This window comes from Pseudomonas sp. UBA6699 (genome assembly GCF_002454615.1).
GTDB classification, from domain to species: Bacteria; Pseudomonadota; Gammaproteobacteria; order Pseudomonadales; family Pseudomonadaceae; genus Aquipseudomonas; species Aquipseudomonas juntendi.
Genome location: NZ_DKJF01000096.1, coordinates 49,116 through 68,850 on the forward strand (window position 1 = coordinate 49,116; position 19,735 = coordinate 68,850).

Annotated in this window: 17 protein-coding genes; 8 read left to right on the plus strand and 9 right to left on the minus strand. The window is 63.7% G+C overall.

What is annotated here, in order from left to right; translation table 11 throughout:
* Positions 1-9: 9 nt before the first annotated feature.
* Positions 10-627: a tRNA-(ms[2]io[6]A)-hydroxylase gene (locus B3361_RS18170; protein WP_009684203.1), complete on the minus strand. Its 618-nt coding sequence runs from the start codon at positions 625-627 to the stop codon at positions 10-12.
* Between the two features lie 155 nt (positions 628-782).
* Between B3361_RS18170 and B3361_RS18175 the strand changes: the two genes are divergently transcribed.
* Positions 783-1,646, plus strand: a complete 864-nt coding sequence (locus B3361_RS18175; RefSeq protein ID WP_054904912.1) for a universal stress protein — start codon at positions 783-785, stop codon at positions 1,644-1,646.
* A 54-nt stretch (positions 1,647-1,700) separates the two neighbouring features.
* On the opposite strand, the gene B3361_RS18180 is transcribed toward B3361_RS18175, so the two are convergent.
* The 6 genes from B3361_RS18180 to B3361_RS18205 all read right to left on the minus strand — a co-directional run bounded on the left by B3361_RS18180 (position 1,701) and on the right by B3361_RS18205 (position 8,969).
* Complete coding sequence (locus B3361_RS18180) at positions 1,701-1,904, minus strand: formate dehydrogenase subunit delta (RefSeq protein ID WP_054904913.1); 204 nt, start codon at positions 1,902-1,904, stop codon at positions 1,701-1,703.
* Positions 1,901-4,771: a formate dehydrogenase subunit alpha gene (gene fdhF / locus B3361_RS18185; protein ID WP_286920304.1), complete on the minus strand. Its 2,871-nt coding sequence runs from the start codon at positions 4,769-4,771 to the stop codon at positions 1,901-1,903. The genes B3361_RS18180 and fdhF overlap by 4 nt, the downstream gene beginning before the upstream one ends.
* Complete coding sequence (locus B3361_RS18190; protein WP_054904915.1) at positions 4,768-6,327, minus strand: formate dehydrogenase beta subunit; 1,560 nt, start codon at positions 6,325-6,327, stop codon at positions 4,768-4,770. Before B3361_RS18190 ends, fdhF begins: the two co-directional genes overlap by 4 nt.
* Positions 6,321-6,803, minus strand: coding sequence for a formate dehydrogenase subunit gamma (locus B3361_RS18195; RefSeq protein WP_054904922.1), 483 nt, complete (start codon positions 6,801-6,803; stop codon positions 6,321-6,323). Before B3361_RS18195 ends, B3361_RS18190 begins: the two co-directional genes overlap by 7 nt.
* Positions 6,804-7,031: 228 nt before the next feature.
* Positions 7,032-7,529 carry a PaaI family thioesterase gene (locus tag B3361_RS18200; protein ID WP_054904916.1) on the minus strand — a complete coding sequence of 166 codons (498 nt, stop codon included), beginning with the start codon at positions 7,527-7,529 and terminating at the stop codon, positions 7,032-7,034.
* Positions 7,530-7,586: 57 nt separating this feature from the next.
* Positions 7,587-8,969 (minus strand): amino acid permease, encoded by a 1,383-nt coding sequence (locus B3361_RS18205; RefSeq protein WP_154211273.1) that lies wholly within the window; start codon positions 8,967-8,969, stop codon positions 7,587-7,589.
* A 256-nt stretch (positions 8,970-9,225) separates the two neighbouring features.
* Here B3361_RS18205 and gcvA point away from each other — a divergent pair, with 256 nt between their 5' ends.
* Both gcvA and B3361_RS18215 read left to right on the plus strand, forming a co-directional pair.
* Entirely contained in the window at positions 9,226-10,122 is an 897-nt protein-coding gene (gcvA, locus tag B3361_RS18210; RefSeq protein ID WP_029885289.1) for a transcriptional regulator GcvA, read from the plus strand.
* Positions 10,123-10,247: 125 nt separating this feature from the next.
* Entirely contained in the window at positions 10,248-11,498 is a 1,251-nt protein-coding gene (locus B3361_RS18215) for a 2-aminoadipate transaminase (protein ID WP_286920305.1), read from the plus strand.
* Between the two features lie 3 nt (positions 11,499-11,501).
* Here B3361_RS18215 and B3361_RS18220 read toward each other — a convergent pair whose 3' ends face one another.
* On the minus strand, positions 11,502-11,804 hold the full coding sequence (locus B3361_RS18220; protein WP_029885291.1) for a hypothetical protein: 303 nt from the start codon (positions 11,802-11,804) through the stop codon (positions 11,502-11,504).
* Between the two features lie 243 nt (positions 11,805-12,047).
* Here B3361_RS18220 and B3361_RS18225 point away from each other — a divergent pair, with 243 nt between their 5' ends.
* Both B3361_RS18225 and fusA read left to right on the plus strand, forming a co-directional pair.
* Complete coding sequence (locus B3361_RS18225) at positions 12,048-12,473, plus strand: hypothetical protein (RefSeq protein WP_054904919.1); 426 nt, start codon at positions 12,048-12,050, stop codon at positions 12,471-12,473.
* A 73-nt stretch (positions 12,474-12,546) separates the two neighbouring features.
* Positions 12,547-14,658, plus strand: a complete 2,112-nt coding sequence (gene fusA / locus B3361_RS18230) for an elongation factor G (protein ID WP_054904920.1) — start codon at positions 12,547-12,549, stop codon at positions 14,656-14,658.
* Positions 14,659-14,776: 118 nt separating this feature from the next.
* Here the strand turns inward: fusA and B3361_RS18235 are convergent, their stop codons facing one another.
* A complete protein-coding gene (locus B3361_RS18235; RefSeq protein WP_054904921.1) occupies positions 14,777-16,219 on the minus strand; it encodes a SulP family inorganic anion transporter in 1,443 nt (480 codons plus the stop codon).
* 266 nt (positions 16,220-16,485) lie between these two features.
* Here B3361_RS18235 and B3361_RS18240 point away from each other — a divergent pair, with 266 nt between their 5' ends.
* The 3 genes from B3361_RS18240 to B3361_RS18250 all read left to right on the plus strand — a co-directional run.
* Positions 16,486-17,250 carry a secretin N-terminal domain-containing protein gene (locus B3361_RS18240; RefSeq protein ID WP_177331330.1) on the plus strand — a complete coding sequence of 255 codons (765 nt, stop codon included), beginning with the start codon at positions 16,486-16,488 and terminating at the stop codon, positions 17,248-17,250.
* A 490-nt stretch (positions 17,251-17,740) separates the two neighbouring features.
* Positions 17,741-19,066 (plus strand): isocitrate lyase, encoded by a 1,326-nt coding sequence (aceA, locus tag B3361_RS18245; RefSeq protein WP_009684219.1) that lies wholly within the window; start codon positions 17,741-17,743, stop codon positions 19,064-19,066.
* 472 nt (positions 19,067-19,538) lie between these two features.
* On the plus strand, positions 19,539-19,735 hold a 197-nt coding region (locus B3361_RS18250), incomplete at its 3' end, for a hypothetical protein (RefSeq protein WP_286920306.1).

Sequence of the window (19,735 nt, forward strand, 5' to 3'; positions counted from 1 at the left end):
CGGCACGCTTCAGGCGGCTTGCGCCAGCGGAATCCCGCTGTGGAAGCGCAGCTCCTGGTCGGGTGACTGGATAAGCTCCGCTTCCGCCGCGCGCACCAGTTCAATGCGGCGGGCAATGTCCGCCGCATCCCCATAGTGGTGCGCCAGTTTCAGGTAGCCTTGGTAATGGCGCGCCTCGCTTTTCAGCAGGCCATGGTAGAAACGGCCCAGCTCTTCATCCAGGTGCGGCACCAACGCGGCAAAGCGCTCGCAGCTGCGCGCTTCGATGAACGCCCCGACCACCAGCGTATCCACCAGCTTGACCGGCTCATGGGCGCGCACCAGCCGGCGCAGCCCCGATGCGTAGCGCCCCGCCGACACCGGCCGCAGCGGTACGCCACGGCGTTTCATCAGGCGCAGCACCTGCTCGTGGTGCACCAGCTCCTCGCGCGCCAGGCGCGACATCATGTTGATCAGGTCAAGGTGGGTGTTGTACTTGGCGATCAGGCTCAGGGCTGTGCTGGCGGCCTTGAATTCGCAGTTCTTGTGGTCGATCAGCAAGGTTTCCTGGTCGGCCAGTGCTGCTTCGATCCAGGCGTCTGGCGTCGGGCAGCCCAGGAAGGCATCGATTTCGGGGGTCAGGGACATGAGCATGCAACCACACGGAACAGGCAGGGCTGGCGATTATACCGGCGGTGGCGGTCGGCGCCAGTGGCTATGCTTGATGTGTATCAAGCACCCGCGCGGGCAGCGGGGACTATAGTCAGGCATTGGTCGCCCCCCTTTGACTGGAGTTAACGCCCATGCAAGCCATCCGCAGCATTCTCGTGGTGCTCGACCCCGAACACGCCCACAGCCGGGCACTGACCCGGGCCAAGCTGATTGCAGGCGTCACCGGCGCGCGCCTGCACCTGCTGATGTGCGACAAACGGCATGACCACAGCGCGCTGTTGAGCGTGCTGAGCCGCCAACTGCACGACGACGGTTATGACAATGTCTCCCACGAAGAGGCCTGGCGCGATAACCTGCACGACACCATCATCTACGTGCAGCAGGCCGAAGGCTGTGAGCTGGTAATCAAGGAACACCGCCCCGACAACCCGCTGAAAAAGGCCCTGCTCACCCCCGGTGACTGGAAACTGCTGCGCCAATGCCCGTGTGCCGTGCTGATGGTCAAGAGCGAGCGGCCGTGGACTGGCGGCAGGATTCTGGCCGCGGTGGACGTTGGCAACCAGGACGAGGATCACCGCCGCCTGCACGCCAGCATCATCGACCATGGCCATGACATCGCCGCGCTGGCCAAGGGCGAGCTGCATGTCATCAGCGCACACCCGTCGCCCATGCTGTCCGCGGCCGACCCGGTCTACCAGTTGAGCGAAACCATCGAGGCACGCTACCGTAAAGCGTGCGAGGCGTTCCAGGCCGAGTACGGCATCAGCGAGGAACGCCTGCACGTGGCTGAAGGACCGGCAGATGTGCTTATCCCCCATACCGAGCAGCGGTTGGATGCGGTGGTGACCGTGATCGGTACGGTGTGCCGCACAGGGATTACCGGGGCGTTGATTGGCAATACTGCAGAGGTGGTACTCGATGAGCTGAAGGGCGACGTGCTGGTGCTCAAGCTTGAAGAGACCAGCACCAAGCTGGCCGAACGGGTCCGGGGTTGACGCCCCCTGCAGGCGGGCCACAGCGGCGCGCCTGCAGGGGGCCGCAGGTACCCGTCAGCCCAATGCTTCACGCACTTTCGGGTCCAGCCCCTCCCCGTCGTTGGCTGCAATCCACTCCAGCAACTGCCTGCGCATGGCCGGCGTCCAGAAGCTGTGCAGATGCTGGCGTACCCCTTGCACGGCCAGCGCTCGGTTAGGCTCGCTGTCGAAGTAATGGGCAATCTGGTTGGCCATCTTGACCAGGCTGGCGCTGCTCATTGGCGTACCTCGGCTTTCTCCGCTGTGCGGCGCTCCTGCAGCAGGCGCCGCTGTTCGTCACTGAAGTCCTGATAGCGCTGCTGCCATTGCGAAGGCTGGAACACTTTGACCACCTCCACCGCCGTGACCTTGTACTCGGGGCAGTTGGTGGCCCAGTCGGAGTTGTCGGTGGTGATCACGTTGGCCCCCGACTCGGGGAAGTGGAACGTGGTGTACACCACCCCCGCGGCCACCCGCGCACTGACCTTGGCGCGCAGCACCGTCTGCCCGGCACGGCTGCCAATGCCGACCCAGTCGCCGTCCTGGATACCCCGGCTTTCGGCATCGGTAGGGTGGATTTCCAGGCGGTCGGCGTCGTGCCAGGCCACGTTGCCGGTGCGCCGCGTCTGCGCGCCGACGTTGTACTGGCTGAGGATGCGCCCGGTGGTCAGCAACAACGGGTAACGGCTGTTGACCTTTTCGTCGGTCGGCACATAGCCGGTGAGCATGAAGCGGCCCTTGCCCCGCACGAACTGGTCGATGTGCATGGTTGGCGTGCCATCCGGCGCCGCCTCGTTGCAGGGCCATTGCAGGCTGCCATGGCGTTCGATTTCGGCGTAGCTGACCCGGCGGAAGGTTGGGGTCAGGCGGGCGATTTCATCCATGATCTCGGACGGGTGGCGGTAGTGCATCGGGTAGCCCAGGGCGTCGGCCAAGGCGATGGTAGCTTCCCAGTCAGCCTTGCCGGCCAGCGGTTCCATGACCTTGCGCACCCGTGAAATTCGCCGCTCGGCGTTGGTGAAGGTGCCGTCTTTTTCCAGGAACGAACTGCCCGGCAGGAACACATGGGCGAACTTGGCGGTTTCGTTGAGGAAGATGTCCTGCACCACCACGCACTCCATCGCGAGCAAGGCTGCGGTGACGTGCTGGGTGTTGGGGTCACTTTGGGCAATGTCTTCACCCTGGCAATACAGCGCCTTGAAGCTGCCGTCCAGCGCTGCCTCGAACATGTTGGGAATACGCAGGCCCGGGTCGGGCTGCAAGGTCACGCCCCAGGCCTGCTCGAACTCTTCACGCACCGCCTGGTTGGAAATATGCCGGTAACCGGGCAATTCATGGGGGAACGACCCCATGTCGCACGAACCTTGCACGTTGTTCTGGCCGCGCAGTGGATTGACCCCTACCCCTTCCCGGCCGATGTTGCCGGTGGCCATGGCCAGGTTGGCGATGGCCATCACCGCGGTGCTGCCCTGGCTGTGCTCGGTCACGCCAAGGCCGTAATAGATGGCCGCATTACCGCCGGTGGCGTACAGCCGGGCGGCGGCGCGGATCTGCTCTGGCGCGACGCCACACACCGGGCCAAGCACTTGCGGGGCGTTCTCGGCACGGCTGACGAAGTCGCGCCAGCGGGCGAAGTCTTCGGTTTCGCACCGGGCATCGATGAAGCCCTGGGCCAGCAGGCCCTCGGTGACGATTACATGGGCCAAGGCGTTGAGCATGGCCACGTTGGTACCAGGGCGCAGTTGCAGGTGCAGCTCGGCACGGGCGTGCGTCGCGTCGACCAGGTCGATACGCCGTGGGTCGATCACGATCAGCCGCGCGCCCTGGCGCAGGCGGCGCTTTAGCTGCGAGCCGAACACCGGGTGGGCGTCGGTAGGGTTGGCACCGATCACCAGTATCACGTCGGCCTGCATCACCGAGTCGAAGCTTTGCGTACCTGCCGACTCGCCGAGGGTCTGCTTCAGGCCATAACCGGTCGGTGAATGGCAGACCCGGGCACAGGTGTCGACGTTGTTGTTGCCGAACGCCGTACGCACCAGCTTCTGCACCAGGTACGCCTCTTCGTTGGTGCAGCGGCTGGAGGTAATGCCGCCAATGGAGTCACGCCCATACTTGAGCTGGATACGGCGCAATTCGCTGGCGGCGTAGTTCACCGCCTCGTCCCAGCTGACCTCTTGCCACGGGTCCTCCAGGCGCTTGCGGATCATCGGTTTGGTGATGCGGTCCGGGTGGGTCGCGTAGCCCCAGGCGAAACGCCCTTTGACGCAGGCGTGGCCATGGTTGGCACCGCCGTTCTTGTCCGGGACCATGCGCACTAGCTTGTCCCCTTTCATTTCTGCGCGGAACGAGCAACCCACACCGCAGTAGGCACAGGTGGTGACCACCGAACGCTCGGGCTGGCCCAGTTGCACCAGGCTTTTTTCCGTCAGGGTCGCGGTTGGGCAGGCCTGCACACAGGCGCCGCACGACACGCACTCCGAAGCCAGGAAATTGTCCCCGCCGGCCGCCGCCACCCGCGACTCGAAACCACGCCCGGTGATGGTCAGGGCGAAGGTGCCCTGGATGTCCTCGCAGGCGCGCACGCAGCGGCTGCAGACAATGCACTTGCTCGGTTCATAGTCGAAATACGGGTTGGAAACGTCCTTTTTCTCAGCCAGGTGGTTGGCGCCGTCATAGCCATAGCGCACCTCGCGCAGGCCAACCTGCCCGGCCACGGTCTGCAGCTCGCAGTTGCCGTTGGCCGAACAGGTGAGGCAGTCCAGCGGGTGGTCGGAGATGTACAGCTCCATCACGTTGCGGCGCAAGCCGGCCAGGCGCGGGGTTTCGGTGCGCACCACCATGCCTTCGCTGACCGGCGTGGTGCACGACGCCGGGTAGCCGCGCATGCCTTCGATTTCCACCATGCACATGCGGCACGAGCCAAAGGCTTCAAGGCTGTCGGTGGCACACAGTTTGGGGATGCTGGTGCCGAGCATGGCCGCGGCGCGCATCACCGAGGTGCCAGCTGGCACACTGATGGCACGGCCGTCGATGCTCAGGCTGACCTGCACGTCGCTGTCGCGAGCCGGGGTGCCCAGGTCGGTTTGCGGGTCGAAGAAGTTGATCACTGTGCGGCCTCCGTGGTGGTCAGCCCGAAATCGGCGGGGAAGTACTTGAGGGCGCTGGCGACCGGGTAGGCGGTCATGCCACCCATGGCGCACAGCGAACCGTACTGCATGGTGTCGCACAGGTCGCGCAGCAACAGGGCGTGGTCATGGCGCTCGCCCGTTTCGCTGCTGGCGATCAAGCGGTCGACCACCTCCATGCCCCGTGTCGAGCCGATGCGGCACGGGGTGCACTTGCCGCACGACTCCTCGGCGCAGAACTGCAAGGCAAAACGCGCCATGCTGGCCATGTTCAGGGTGTCGTCGGCGACCACCACACCGCCATGGCCGAGCATCGCGCCCATGGCGGCGAAGGCTTCATAGTCCAGCGGCGTGTCGAAGTGGCTGGGTGGCACCCAGGCGCCAAGCGGGCCGCCGACCTGCGCAGCTTTCAGCGGCCGGCCGCTGGCCGTGCCGCCCCCGTAGCCCTCTACCAGCTCGCGCAGGGTCAGGCCAAAAGCCCGCTCCACCAGGCCGCCGTGGCGCACATTGCCGGCCAGCTGGAACGGCATGGTCCCCAGTGAGCGGCCCATGCCGAAGTCACGGTAGAACGCCGCGCCCTTGGCCAGGATGATCGGCACCGAGGCCAGGGTGAGCACGTTGTGCACCAGTGTGGGCAAGCCGAACAGGCCTTGCAGCGCGGGCAATGGCGGCTTGGCGCGGACGATGCCGCGCTTGCCCTCGATCGATTCGAGCAGTGCGGTTTCTTCACCACAGATGTAGGCGCCGGCCCCCACCCGTACCTGCAGCTCGAAAGCCCGGCCGCTACCGGCTACGTTGGCCCCCAGGTAACCGGCCGCACGGGCGATGGCAAACGCCTGCTCGAGCACACGGATGGCATCGGGGTATTCCGAGCGCACATAGATGTAGCCCATGTCGGCGCCCACGGCGAGGCCGGCAATGATCATGCCCTCGATCAGCAGGAACGGGTCGCCCTCCATCAGCATGCGGTCGGCAAAGGTGCCGGAGTCGCCCTCGTCGGCATTGCACACCACGTACTTCTGGCCTGCGCCAGCGTCCCGTACGGTGCGCCACTTGATACCCGCCGGGAAGGCCGCACCACCGCGGCCGCGCAAGCCGGAGTCCAGTACGGCAGCGACCACTTCGGCGCCGTCCAGCGCTACCGCGGCTTCAAGGCCGGCGAAACCGCCGTGCGCCCGGTAGTCATCCAGCGACAACGGCCGGGTAATGCCGGCGCGGGCAAACAGCAGCCGTTGCTGGGTCTTGAGGTAGGGGATGGCCTCGACCGGCCCAAGCGCCAGCGGGTGCTGGGCGGGCTCACCAGCCAGGGCATCGAGCAGCGCCGGCACGTCTTGTGCGGTAACCGGGCCAAAGCCGAGGCGGCCTTGCGCACTGTCGCACTCGACCAGCGGCTCCAGCCAGTACAGCCCACGCGAGCTGGTGCGCTGGATCTCCAGCGGCAACTGGCGCCGCTCGGCTTCGCGCTGGAAGGCCTCGGCGACCTGGTCGGCGCCCACGGCGCGGGCGACCGAATCACAGGCAATGAACAGCTTCAGCATGCTGCATCCTCCTGGCAGGCATTGACCAAGGCGCGCAAGCGCTCGGGGGTGAGCCGTGCATGCACCTGGCCGTCGAGTTCCAGCGCGGGTGAGCAGGCGCAGGCGCCCAGGCAATACACCGGGCGCAGGCTGATGGCGCCGTCGGCACTGGTGCCATGGTCGTCGAGTGCCAGCTGTTCACGCAGCTGCGCCGCGAGTGCCTCGGCGCCACGGCTCTGGCACGACTCGGCGCGGCACAGGCGCAAGGTATGGCGTGCCGGCGGCGCAGTGCGGAAATCATGATAGAAACTGATTACCCCACGCACCTCGGCCAGGCTGAGGTTGAGGGCGTGGGCCAGTTCGGGAACGGCGGCATCGGGGATGTAGCCCAGGTCATGCTGGATAGCATGCAGCATCGGCAACAGGGCGCCGGGGGTGTCTTTGTCGCGCGCCAGAATGCGCTGGATAACGGGCAGGTGGAGCAATTGATCAGGCATACAGCGGACCTCGGCATCACGGACCCTGCCTGTTTTGTTGTAATGGCAGGTATCCAGCGTGTTCTGCTGCGGCACGCCGGCAACGTCACGGTTGCGCGATGGCGGCGGCCTCCTCGCTGACGGCCGCGCATCTGCGTGCGCTGGTCCGACGGCATCCTGCAAGCATGGCACTTATGCCGCCGAAGGGTTGCGTACGTGCGACCAGGCGCATTCTGAAACCGACGCTGGTCAGCCCCGGCCGTGGGCCTTGAGCTTGAGTTTCTCGGTATCGACGCGGACGAAGACCGAGTCCGCCGTCACGGTCAGCACGTCGCCAGCCCAGACTTCACAGATCACCCGGCTCTTGCGCCCTACTTCACCTTCTACCCGGGCCTTGAGCAGCAATTCGATGCCCATCGGGGTGGGTTTCAGGTAGGTCAGGTTGAGCGTCCCGGTCACGCAGTCGATGCGCGGCAGGCTGCCCGGCGCGCGGCCTTCGTGCCGGTAGTGGTAGGCCATGGCGGTCCAGTTGGAATGGCAATCCACCAGCATCGCCAGCAGGCCGCCGTACACCAGGCCTGGCCAACCGCTGAAGGTGCTGTCCGGGGCATGCCTGCAGACCAGGTGGATACCATCGGCATGCCAATGGCTTTGCAGGTGCAACCCGCTGGGGTGGGAGCAACCGCAGCCGTAGCAGGTACCGTCTGGTGCCGCCATGGCCTGGAGGGAAAGGGACTGGTCGTTCATACGCTTCCTGTGCTGATGAAAAAGGGGGCGCGCAACGCCCCCATTAAAGCAGAAACATCAGGCGGCCTGCGCAACCACGCGGCCACGCCGCTGGGTCAACGACACCAGCAGGATGAACACCGTCACCCCGGCGGTCATCAGTGTTTCATAGCGGTAGGCATCGCTGAACAGCATGTAGCCCAGCACCATGACAATGGTGCCGATCACCAGCCAGGTCAGGTAGGGGAACAGCCACATTTTCAGCTCCAGCGGGCGCCCTTCGCGCTCGGCGCGGGCCCGCATGCGCAGCTGCGACACGGCGATCACCAGGTACACCAGCAACGCGATGGCACCGGTGGTAGACAACAGGAAGCCAAACACCTTGCCAGGGAACACATAGTTGACCAGGCAACCGGCGAAGCCTGCCAAGGTGGAGAACAGCACGGCCACGGTCGGCACCCCAGAGCCGGAAATGCGCTTGGTCATGCTCAGCGCCTGGCCACGCGCGCCCAGCGAATAGAGCATGCGCGAGGCTGTGTACAGGCCCGAGTTCATGCAGCTGGTCACTGCCACCAGCACCACCAGGTCGACCAGCAGCTTGGCCCCCGGCACGTTCAACACCTCCAGCACCCGCTGGAATGAACCGACCGCCTTCAACGCCGGGTCGTTCCAGGCCACCAGCGACACCACCAGGAAGATCGAGGCCAGGTAGAAGATGGCGATGCGGTAGACCACCAGGTTGGTGGCACGGCGGATCTTGTCTTTCGGGTTGGCGGTTTCGTCAGCGGCGATGGTGACGATTTCGGCACCGAAGAACGAGAAGATGGTAATCAGCACGCCACCCAGTACGGTGCCGAAGCCGTTGGGCATGAAGCCGCCGTGGTCCCACAGGCGGCTGACTCCGGACACCTCGGCCAGCGGCCAGAAACCGAACACCGCCAACCCGCTGACCACGATGAACGCAATGATTGCCACCACCTTGACCAAGGCGAACCAGTACTCGAACGCACCGAAGTTCTTCACGCTGACCAGGTTAGTGCCCGCCAGCACCAGCATGATCATGAAGGCGAACAGCCACGAGGGCACGCCCGGGAAGTAGGCATGCAGGATGTCGGCGCCGGCGATGGCTTCGACCGGAATGATCAGTACCCAGAACCACCAGTACAGCCAGCCGATGGTGAACCCGGCCCACGGGCCGATGGCCTCGCTGGCATAGGTCGAAAACGAGCCGCTGTTGGGGTTGGCGATGGCCATTTCACCCAGCATGCGCATGACCAGCAGCACCAGCAGGCCGGTCATGGCGTAGGAAATGAGGATCGCCGGGCCGGCGGTGGCAATGGCATTGGACGAGCCGATGAACAGGCCGGCGCCGATGATGCCGGCGATGGAAATCATGGACACCTGGCGCGAGGTCAGGCCGTGCTGCAAGGAGCGCTGTTTCTTGTTGTCGTGAGAAGCCATGAAGAACCCTCGAATGGGTCGGCCGCGGCATGGCGGCTGAAGGTCGGAGCAGAATTCTTTTAAATTTCTGATGCGCGTTGTTGTTGTTTTGCAAAAACCAAAAGCGGGTTAACGACCTCCTCTTTACATGACCGGTTGTCATTGTTGATCCAGGTCAGTATTAATCTATAGGCCGGGGTCAACAAACGACCTTTTCGAAACACATAATTCCGTTTTGGAATGAACTCCTTACTTTTTTGCTCGGTATTCACCCGTCATGTCCAAACGCCTGATGCCCTCGACCACCGCCCTTCAGTGTTTCGAAGCGGCCGCCCGCCACCTCAGCTTCACCCGTGCGGCGCAAGAGCTGCACCTGACCCAGAGCGCCGTCAGCAAGCAGGTGGCGCAGCTTGAAGACATGCTCTCGCACTCGCTGTTCCAGCGTATTCGCCGGCGCCTGCACCTGACCCCGGCCGGCGCCCTGTACCTCACCGAAGTGAACAAGATCCTCACCCAGATCGATATTTCCAGCCGCTACATCCTCAGCTATGGCGACGAAACCGAAGTGCTGCGCATTGCTACCCAGCCCACCTTCGGCGCGCGCTGGCTGGTGCCCAGGCTCAAGGGCTTCGGCGACCGCTACCCGCGTATTCACCTGGACATACGCAACGAGCTGGAGCCGTTCGACCTGGTCCAGGCCAAGGCCGACATCGCCTTTTTCTTCGGCCAGGGCACCTGGCCCGGGGCAACCTGCATCGAATTGTTCAGTGAAGAGGTCGTGCCGGTGTGCAGCCCGCAGCTAGTGGCCAGCCACCCTTTCGACAGTGCCCAGGCGCTGACCGAGCACCGCCTGTTGCAGTGCGTGTCGCGGCCCGAAGCCTGGCATGAGTGGTTCCTGGGGCTGGGCTTGCACAGCCAGAACAGCTACCACGGGCCGCGTTTCGACACCTTCTACCTGTGCATCCGCGCGGCCATCGCCGGTTGTGGCATCGCCCTGATCCCGCGCTACCTGGTGGCCGAGGAATTGAGCGAAGGCAAGCTGGTGGTGGCCTGGGACCACCCGGTGCCGAGCAATGGCCGGCACTTCATCGCGCATGCCGAACATGCCGCCGAAGTGCCCAAGATAAGGGCTTTTGTGCAGTGGATACGGGAGCGCGTAGCTGAGGGGGATTGATTTGAATGGCGAAGTATCGGCCAGATCACGAATCCATGGAATGACCGCAATCGAATAATTCGTTTGCGGAATAACCTGCGAACACGTTTGGATAATAAGAAACTCGAACAAGGTCCGCGTGCACCATGAACCAGGAAAGTATCAGCCAATCGATTGCCATCGTTCACCCAATCACACTTTCCCATGGCCGCAATGCCGAAGTCTGGGACACTGACGGCAAACGTTACATCGACTTTGTCGGTGGTATCGGCGTGCTCAACCTGGGCCACTGCAACCCGGCCGTGGTCGAGGCCATCCAGGCCCAGGCCACCCGCCTCACTCACTATGCCTTCAACGCCGCCCCCCATGGCCCGTACCTGGCGCTGATGGAGCAACTGAGCCAGTTCGTACCGGTCAGCTACCCGCTGACCGGCATGCTCACCAACAGCGGCGCGGAAGCCGCGGAAAACGCCCTGAAAGTGGCCCGTGGCGCCACCGGTAAACGGGCCATCATCGCCTTCGACGGGGGCTTCCACGGCCGCACCCTGGCTACCCTGAACCTCAACGGCAAGGTCGCCCCGTACAAGCAACGGGTCGGCGAGCTGCCCGGGCCGGTCTACCACCTGCCCTACCCCAGCGCCGACACCGGGGTCACCTGCGAACAGGCACTCAAGGCCATGGACCGCCTGTTCAGCGTCGAGTTGGCCGTGGAAGACGTGGCGGCGTTCATTTTTGAGCCGGTGCAGGGAGAAGGTGGTTTCCTGGCCCTCGACCCGGCCTTCGCCCAGGCCCTGCGCCGCTTCTGCGACCAGTACGGCATCCTGATCATCATCGACGAGATCCAGTCAGGCTTTGGCCGCACCGGCCAGCGCTTCGCCTTCCCGCGCCTGGGGCTCGAGCCCGACCTGCTGTTGCTGGCCAAGAGCATTGCCGGCGGCATGCCCTTGGGTGCAGTGGTCGGGCGCAAGGACCTGATGGGGTCATTACCCAAGGGCGGCCTCGGCGGCACCTACTCGGGCAACCCCATTGCCTGTGCGGCAGCACTGGCCAGCCTGGCGCAGATGACCGACGAGAACGTGGCTATCTGGGGTGAGCGCCAGGAGCAGGCCATCGTCAGCCGCCACCAGCGTTGGACGGCCTCGGGCCTGTACCCGTTCATCGGGCGCCTGACCGGCGTGGGCGCCATGCGCGGCATTGAATTCGTCAATGCAGACGGCAGCCCGGCCCCGGCGCAACTGGCCAAGGTGCTGGACGCGGCGCGCGCCAAAGGCCTGCTGCTGATGCCCAGCGGCAAGGCGCGGCACATCATCCGCCTGCTGGCACCGCTGACCATCGAGGCCGAGGTGCTCGAAGAAGGGCTGGATATCCTCGAGCAGTGCCTGGCGGAGTTGAACTGAGCGTTACAGCCCCAGCTCTGCCGGGGTGAGCATGTCGGACTCGAACGCGATCCAGCCGCCTTCGAGTTCGGCATGGCCATTGACGATCGGGCCGTAGTAGGTCAGGCCGTTCTCCAGGGTGACGCAAATGTGCGTGGCATTCTTTTCAGGCGCCGCGAGCGTACCGACGAAATGCACCTTTTTCAGAGTTTCGGTCACCGCCTCCAGGCCAACGCGCATACCGGGGTTTTCCGATGCCTCGGTATCGCCCCCACGGTCCTCGGCGCTGATGGTGACGGTGGCGATGTACGGGTACTGGGTGCTCAAGCGGGGTTACCTCAATGGGTGGGTAGGCGTATGGGCGCGTAGAGTACGGCAGGCGTTGCCTGTTGTCTCTACTGGCCTCATCGCTGGCAAGCCAGCGCCCACAGGCATACAACCCTTGAATACGCTGCAGCCCTTGTGGGAGCGGGTTCACCCGCGAAGCGGCCAGCCCTGCAACAGGTGATCTGGCCGCCCCGATCTGTTAGGGTGCCCGCCGATGCACGCCACACCACACGAGGATCCCGAGTGAGCGCCGAAGAACCCCTGATCGCCGACCTGTTCGATGTCGACAAACGTCTGTCCCTCAAGCCGGTGGTGGACTTCAACAGCTACCTGCGCAACGCTTTCGGCGAGGGCCCGTGCCGCTGCCACCGCTGCGTCGAAGGTGCCGACCCCAGCACCTATAGCCACGCGCACACCTTCACCTTCGACGCCCGCCCGTGGCACCGCCGTTTCGCCAGCACCGCCGGCAGCGATGTGGCCCAGGTGCTGAAGAAAGCCTGGCTGTCCTATACCAAGGCCGACCTGAACCTGATCGGCGCGCTGGACCTGGCCACGCTCAAGACCTTCACCGAAGCCGGCCTGCACCCACGCTTGCTGGCTTTGCTACCGGCGTGTGGCCTGGCTCGCGAAGTGGATGGCCAGTGGCTGCTGCAGGCCCAGGCCGACTGACAGCCCGGCGGCACGGCAGGATTCCACGGGTCTGCTAACGTGGTGGAATCCGCCCAGCCGCAGGTAGTCCGCCATGGCCCGCACAACGCCCATCGAACTGTACCGCAACATCGGCATCGTCGCCCACGTCGACGCCGGCAAGACCACGACTACCGAGCGGATCCTGTTCTACACCGGGGTCAACCACAAGATGGGCGAGGTGCACGATGGCGCCGCGACCATGGACTGGATGGCCCAGGAGCAAGAGCGCGGCATCACCATCACCTCGGCGGCGACCACGGCCTTCTGGCAAGGCTCGACCAAGCAGTTCGCCGACAAGTACCGGTTCAACATCATCGACACCCCCGGCCACGTCGACTTCACCATCGAAGTGGAACGCTCGCTGCGCGTACTCGATGGTGCCGTGGTGGTCTTCAGCGGCGCCGACGGCGTCGAGCCCCAGTCCGAAACGGTCTGGCGCCAGGCCAACAAGTACCATGTGCCGCGCCTGGCCTACATCAACAAGATGGATCGCCAGGGCGCCGACTTCCTGCGGGTGGTCAAACAGATCGACCAGCGCCTGGGCCACCACCCTGTGCCGATCCAGCTGGCCATTGGCAGTGAAGAGCATTTCATCGGCCAGATCGACCTGGTGAAGATGAAAGCTATCTACTGGAACGATGCCGATAACGGCACCAGCTATCGCGAAGAAGAGATACCTGCCGAGCTCAAGGCGCTGGCCGATGAATGGCGCGCGAAGATGGTGGAGGCCGCGGCTGAGGCCGATGACGAACTGACCGAGAAGTTTCTTGAGGGCGAAGAACTGAGCATCGAAGAAATCAAGGCCGGCCTGCGCAAACGCACCCTGAACAACGAAATCGTACCCACCATCCTCGGTTCCTCGTTCAAGAACAAGGGCGTGCCGCTGATGCTCGATGCGGTGATCGATTACCTGCCTGCCCCGTCGGAAATCCCGGCAATCAAGGGCACCGACCCCGACGACGAAAACAAGCACCTGGAACGCCACGCCGACGACAAGGAGCCGTTCTCGGCCCTGGCCTTCAAGATCGCCACCGACCCGTTCGTCGGCACCCTGACCTTCGCCCGGGTGTACTCCGGGGTGCTCAGCTCCGGCAATGCCGTGCTCAACTCGGTCAAGGGCAAGAAAGAGCGCATCGGCCGCATGGTGCAGATGCACGCCAACCAGCGCGCGGAGATCAAGGACGTATGCGCCGGTGACATCGCTGCCCTCATCGGCATGAAGGACGTGACCACCGGCGACACCCTGTGCGACATGGACAAGCCAATCATCCTGGAACGCATGGACTTCCCCGACCCGGTGATTTCCGTGGCCGTGGAACCGAAAACCAAGGCCGACCAGGAAAAAATGGGCATCGCCCTGGGCAAACTGGCCCAGGAAGACCCGTCATTCCGCGTGCGCACCGACGAAGAAACCGGCCAGACCATCATCTCCGGCATGGGCGAGTTGCACCTGGACATCATCGTCGACCGCATGCGCCGTGAATTCAACGTCGAGGCCAATATCGGCAAGCCGCAGGTGGCCTACCGCGAGAAAATCCGCAACACCTGCGAGATCGAGGGCCGCTTCGTCCGCCAGTCCGGCGGCCGCGGCCAGTACGGTCATTGCTGGATCCGCTTCGCCCCCGGTGACGAAGGCAAGGAAGGCCTGGAGTTCGTCAACGAGATCGTCGGCGGCGTGGTGCCCCGCGAATACATCCCGGCGATCCAGAAGGGTATCGAAGAACAGATGAAGAACGGCGTGCTGGCCGGCTACCCGCTGATCAACCTGAAGGCAGCGGTGTATGACGGCTCGTACCACGATGTGGACTCCAACGAGATGGCCTACAAGATCGCAGCGTCGATGGCCACCAAGCAACTGTCGCAAAAAGGCGGCGCGGTACTGCTGGAGCCGGTGATGAAGGTGGAAGTGGTCACCCCCGAGGAATACCAGGGCGACATCCTGGGTGACCTGAGCCGGCGCCGGGGCATGATCCAGGACGGCGACGAAACCCCGGCGGGCAAGGTGATCCGCGCCGAGGTGCCGTTGGGCGAAATGTTCGGCTACGCCACCTCGATGCGCTCGATGACCCAGGGCCGGGCCAGCTTCTCGATGGAGTTCACCCGCTATGCCGAGGCCCCAGCCAGCATTGCCGATGGCATCGTCAGGAAGAACCGCGGGGAGTGATTCATTTGCCTGTGCCGGCCTCTTCGCGGGCACGCCCGCTCCCACTGGGGCAGCGCCTGCGCCATTCCTGTGGGACCGGGCATGCCCGCGAAGAGGCCAGCACAGACAATAACCTTTCTCAGTGCTGCTCCCCTGCCCGCTTCAACAGCTTCTTGCACCGCTCCGACAGATGCACCACGCGCAGGTGCTTGCCCGCCTTGGCATAACGCTCGCGCAAGGTCTGCAGTGCGGCAACCGCCGAGTAATCGACAAAGCTCAGGTGCTGGCAGTCCAGCGTGACCTGGGCCGGGTCGCTGGCGGCATCGAACTGGTCGAGAAATGAAGTGGTCGAGGCGAAGAACAGCGTGCCATGCACTTGATAACGTTTGCTGCCATCGGCGTCTTCATGGCTGTCGGCGTACAACTCCCGGGCATGCTGCCAGGCAAAGTTCAGCGCCGCGATCACGATGCCGAACAGCACTGCCATGGCCAGGTCGGTAAACACCGTGACCACGGTCACCGCTATGATCGCCAGCACATCGTTGACCGGCACCTTGTGCAACACCCGCAAGGACGCCCAGGCAAAGGTCTGCTGGGCCACCACGAACATCACGCCAACCAGCGCCGCCAGGGGAATACGCTCGATCAAAGGCGACAGGAACAACACGAACAGCAGAATCATCACACCGGCTACCACACCCGACAGCCGGCCACGGCCATTGGAGCTCAGGTTGATCACCGTTTGCCCGATCATCGCGCAACCCCCCATGCCACCGCACAGGCCCGACACCATGTTCGCGGCGCCCAATGCCACGCACTCGCGGTCCGGGTAGCCGCGGCTTTCGGTGATTTCGTCGGTCAGGTTCAGCGTGAGTAGGGTTTCCAGCAGGCCGACCATGGCCATCAGCACCGCGTAGGGGGCGATGATCTTGAGGGTTTCCAGGTTCCACGGCACATCCGGCAGCGCCAGCCCCGGCAAGCCGCCAGCGATGTGCGCCATGTCACCCAAGGTGCGGGTGGGCAAGCCGAGCAGGTACACCAGCAAGCCAACGCCAAGAATCGCCACCAGTGCCGGCGGTACGGCGCGGGTGAGCTTCGGCAGCAGGTAGACCACCGCCATGGTCAGCGCCACCAGGCCAATCATCAGGTACAGCGGCGTACCACTGAGCCAGTGCTCACCGTTTTTGAAGTGCTCCAGCTGGGCCATGGCAATGACAATGGCCAGGCCGTTGACGAAGCCCAGCATGACCGGGTACGGCACCAGGCGCACCAGCTTGCCCAGGCGCAGCAGGCCGAACAGAATCATCACCACCCCGCCCAGCAGCACCGTTGCCAGCAGGTATTGCGCGCCGTGCTGCACCACCAGCGCCACGATCACCACCGCCATCGAGCCGGCAGCCCCGGAAATCATGCCCGGCCGACCGCCGAACAGTGCGGTCAAGGTGCAAATGATGAACGCACCGTACAGGCCCATCAGCGGGTTAAGGTGGGCCACCAGGGCAAAGGCGATGCACTCGGGCACCAAGGCAAACGAGGTGGTCAGGCCGGCGAGCAGGTCGGCGCGTAGTCGGGTGTGTTTCATGGGCATCCTGTAATTAGCCGGACAACAGCCTGGGCACCTGTACGGCCTTTAGAGCGGGCAAAAATCGAAGGCGGGATGTTACGGAATTTGTCTGACAGCAGCCACCGCGCAATGTGCCGAAGGGCTCTCAGGCTCCCTGGCACGGCCTGTGGAGGGCGATTATCTGCAATTATCTGGCTGACTATAATTTATAGTTTCCTGGATAAAGCCAGGATAAAAGGCAGTTTTTGATGTGCATCCAGCACAGGCAGGACGCCTTTGCCATCATGGCAACCCCACCTGCGGAGATCATGGACATGCCGCTACGCCCCATAAGCGCCGCCCTGCTGGTGGCCGCCAGCCTCACCGCCCAGGCCGCCACCGAGGTATTGCCGCTGCAGCACCGCAGCAGTGCCGAACTGCTGCCTGCCGCACAGGCATTCATCGCCAAAGACGGCACGGTCAGCGCCTTCGAGAACAAGCTGATCGTCAACGCCAGCCCCGAGCGCATCGACGACCTGCGTGCCTTGCTGCAGCAGCTGGATACCGCGCCCAAGCGCCTGCTGATCAGCGTTGACAACAACGACAGCAACTTCCAGGACAACCGGGGCAACGGCCAGGTCATTCGCTACGGCACCAGCAACCGCGACGGTGGCATGCAGCAAGTTCAGGCCAGCGAAGGCCAGCCAGCACTCATCCAGGTTGGCCAGAGCATCCCGGTTACCAGCACCAGCACCGACGGCTACGGGCGCCTCCAGAGCAACACCGAATACCGCAACGTGACCCAAGGTTTCTATGTCACCCCGACTCTGAGCGGAGAAACGGTTCGTCTGCAAATAAGCACAAATAATGACCGCATCAGCCAGGAACGTGCAGATGTAGTAAAAGTGCAAAGTACCGACACAACCATCACTGGCAAGCTCGGCGAGTGGATCACCCTGGCGGGCTACAACCAGCAGAGCCAAGCGGACCGCAGTACGTCAAGCCGCAGTTACAGCACCCAGCGCGGTGAAAACATGACTTTGCGTGTAAAAGTCGACCTTCTCGACTGATCCCAGGCAATTCAAGGCCTCGACCAAAGGCCTTGAAACTGACTGACAAGTCGTATTAGACCAAAGATGTAGTAAGCACAAAAAACCACTACAAAACATTTGACAGGGTGTTTTTCCCAAGGGCATGATGGCCTCGCTCCCGCTAATCAGGGGCCCTGGCAAGGGCCTTCGAGGCGCGCTCCTCCCACCCCCGGAGGCGCCTTGTGTCTATACGGCCCACAAGGCGGTTCGACGGGATTGCGACTGCAACGAAGAAGTTGTCCCGAGGGACGGAAGCGCATCACCGCAGTACTGGCAATCGCGTAGCACCGCAGTTAGGCATCCACGAGCCGACCTGCCGGGGCGCCCTCTGCCTGGCCTGCACTCTCCTTCCCCTTCGAGCCTTCGCGTTCGCCGCCGCACACCTGCGAACAGGACAGCCGCCAGGCACCTGATCTGCTCCGAGCATCAGCACAATTAACTCAAGATCGATGCGACGAGGTTTATTTCCATGGCACTGACACGCGAACAGCAAATTGCAGCCCTCGAGAAAGACTGGGCCGAGAACCCGCGCTGGAAAGGCGTGACCCGTACCTACACCGCCGCTGATGTCGTTCGCCTGCGTGGCTCCGTGCAACCCGAGCACACCTTTGCCCGCCAGGGTGCAGAGAAACTGTGGAAGCTGGTCACCGAAGGTGCCCACCCGTCCTTCCGCCCTGAGAAAGACTTCGTCAACTGCATGGGCGCCCTGACTGGCGGCCAGGCAGTCCAGCAGGTAAAAGCCGGCATCCAGGCCATCTACCTGTCCGGCTGGCAGGTTGCCGCCGACAACAACTCGGCCGAGTCCATGTACCCGGACCAGTCGCTGTACCCGGTCGACTCGGTACCGACCGTGGTCAAGCGCATCAACAATGCGTTCCGCCGCGCTGACCAGATCCAGTGGAAAGCGGGCAAGAACCCGGGCGACGAAGGCTACATCGACTACTTCGCGCCGATCGTGGCTGACGCCGAAGCCGGTTTCGGCGGCGTACTGAACGCCTACGAGCTGATGAAGAACATGATCGAAGCAGGCGCCGCCGGCGTGCACTTCGAAGACCAGCTGGCCTCGGTGAAAAAGTGCGGCCACATGGGTGGCAAGGTACTGGTACCGACCCAGGAAGCCGTACAGAAGCTGGTGGCTGCACGCCTGGCTGCTGACGTATCGGGCGTACCGACCATTATCCTGGCCCGTACCGACGCCAACGCCGCCGACTTGCTGACCAGCGACTGCGACCCGTACGACCAGCCGTTCGTGATTGGCGAGCGCACCCGTGAAGGCTTCTACAAGGTACGCGCCGGCCTCGACCAGGCCATCGCCCGCGGCCTGGCCTACGCGCCGTATGCCGACCTGATCTGGTGCGAGACTGCCAAACCGGACCTGGACGAAGCCCGCCGCTTCGCCGAAGCGATCAAGAAGGAGTACCCGGACCAGATCCTTTCGTACAACTGCTCGCCTTCCTTCAACTGGAAGAAGAACCTGGACGACGCCACCATTGCCAAGTTCCAGCGCGAACTGTCGGCCATGGGCTACAAACACCAGTTCATCACCCTGGCCGGCATCCACAACATGTGGCACGGCATGTTCAACCTGGCGCACGACTACGCCCGCAACGACATGACCGCCTATGTGAAGCTGCAGGAGCAGGAATTCGCTGACGCCAGCAAGGGCTACACCTTCGTGGCGCACCAGCAGGAAGTGGGCACTGGCTACTTCGACGACATGACCACTGTTATTCAGGGTGGGGCTTCGTCGGTGACTGCACTGACTGGTTCGACTGAGGAAGAGCAGTTCCATTGATAGTGGAATGCGGTTGAACGAAGGCCCGGGGCTTGTAAAAGCGCCGGGCCTTTGTTTTTGCCGGTACCGGCCCTTTCGCGGATGAACCCTGTAGGAGCGGCCTTGTGTCGCGAAAGGGGTGCGTAGCGCCCCCGGGATCTATGCGCCAACGCAAAATTGCCGGGGCCGCTCTGCGGCCCTTTCGCGACACAAGGCCGCTCCTACAGGCGAATCGCGCCTATCAGGGGTGCCTCTGTGCTGCATGCCAGTTCAGCTTGCCGGCTCCCACATCTGTTTCGGGCCAGTCCATCCTGGGCCAGCGCAGGCGACCGCCTAGTAAATACGGCGCGGTATCGAGCCATGCGCCAAAGGGGGCGCGCGCAAATCACACAGGCATCATTGGCCCGAAACAGATGTGGGAGCCGGCTTGCCGGCGATGCGCCGCGCGGGCGGCGCTCGGTCTCACAGGCGCTGCATTCCTTTCGCCATACAAATGGCAGCCCTCACGCGACCCAACGGCAGCCCCAACAAACCCCATAATCAGGTCTATCTTGAGGCAGCAAACCAGCAAGGACCGCATCAGGGCGGCGAGGTGCCTGCCTTGGTTTTTGCGGTGTTGCGCAGATCGAGCGCCGCCCGCGCGGCGCATCGCGAGCTGCGCTCGCTCCTACGCTTGTTTCGGGCCAGTTA

What these genes read in the sequence shown, in the direction of transcription:
- B3361_RS18170 (WP_009684203.1), bottom strand. Translation starts at nt 627, where the DNA reads ATGTCCCTGACCCCCGAAATCGATGCCTTCCTGGGCTGCCCGACGCCA.
- B3361_RS18175 (WP_054904912.1), top strand. Translation starts at nt 783, where the DNA reads ATGCAAGCCATCCGCAGCATTCTCGTGGTGCTCGACCCCGAACACGCC.
- B3361_RS18180 (WP_054904913.1), bottom strand. Translation starts at nt 1,904, where the DNA reads ATGAGCAGCGCCAGCCTGGTCAAGATGGCCAACCAGATTGCCCATTAC.
- B3361_RS18190 (WP_054904915.1), bottom strand. Translation starts at nt 6,327, where the DNA reads ATGCTGAAGCTGTTCATTGCCTGTGATTCGGTCGCCCGCGCCGTGGGC.
- B3361_RS18195 (WP_054904922.1), bottom strand. Translation starts at nt 6,803, where the DNA reads ATGCCTGATCAATTGCTCCACCTGCCCGTTATCCAGCGCATTCTGGCG.
- B3361_RS18200 (WP_054904916.1), bottom strand. Translation starts at nt 7,529, where the DNA reads ATGAACGACCAGTCCCTTTCCCTCCAGGCCATGGCGGCACCAGACGGT.
- B3361_RS18205 (WP_154211273.1), bottom strand. Translation starts at nt 8,969, where the DNA reads ATGGCTTCTCACGACAACAAGAAACAGCGCTCCTTGCAGCACGGCCTG.
- gcvA (WP_029885289.1), top strand. Translation starts at nt 9,226, where the DNA reads ATGTCCAAACGCCTGATGCCCTCGACCACCGCCCTTCAGTGTTTCGAA.
- B3361_RS18215 (WP_286920305.1), top strand. Translation starts at nt 10,248, where the DNA reads ATGAACCAGGAAAGTATCAGCCAATCGATTGCCATCGTTCACCCAATC.
- fusA (WP_054904920.1), top strand. Translation starts at nt 12,547, where the DNA reads ATGGCCCGCACAACGCCCATCGAACTGTACCGCAACATCGGCATCGTC.
- B3361_RS18235 (WP_054904921.1), bottom strand. Translation starts at nt 16,219, where the DNA reads ATGAAACACACCCGACTACGCGCCGACCTGCTCGCCGGCCTGACCACC.
- B3361_RS18240 (WP_177331330.1), top strand. Translation starts at nt 16,486, where the DNA reads ATGGCAACCCCACCTGCGGAGATCATGGACATGCCGCTACGCCCCATA.
- aceA (WP_009684219.1), top strand. Translation starts at nt 17,741, where the DNA reads ATGGCACTGACACGCGAACAGCAAATTGCAGCCCTCGAGAAAGACTGG.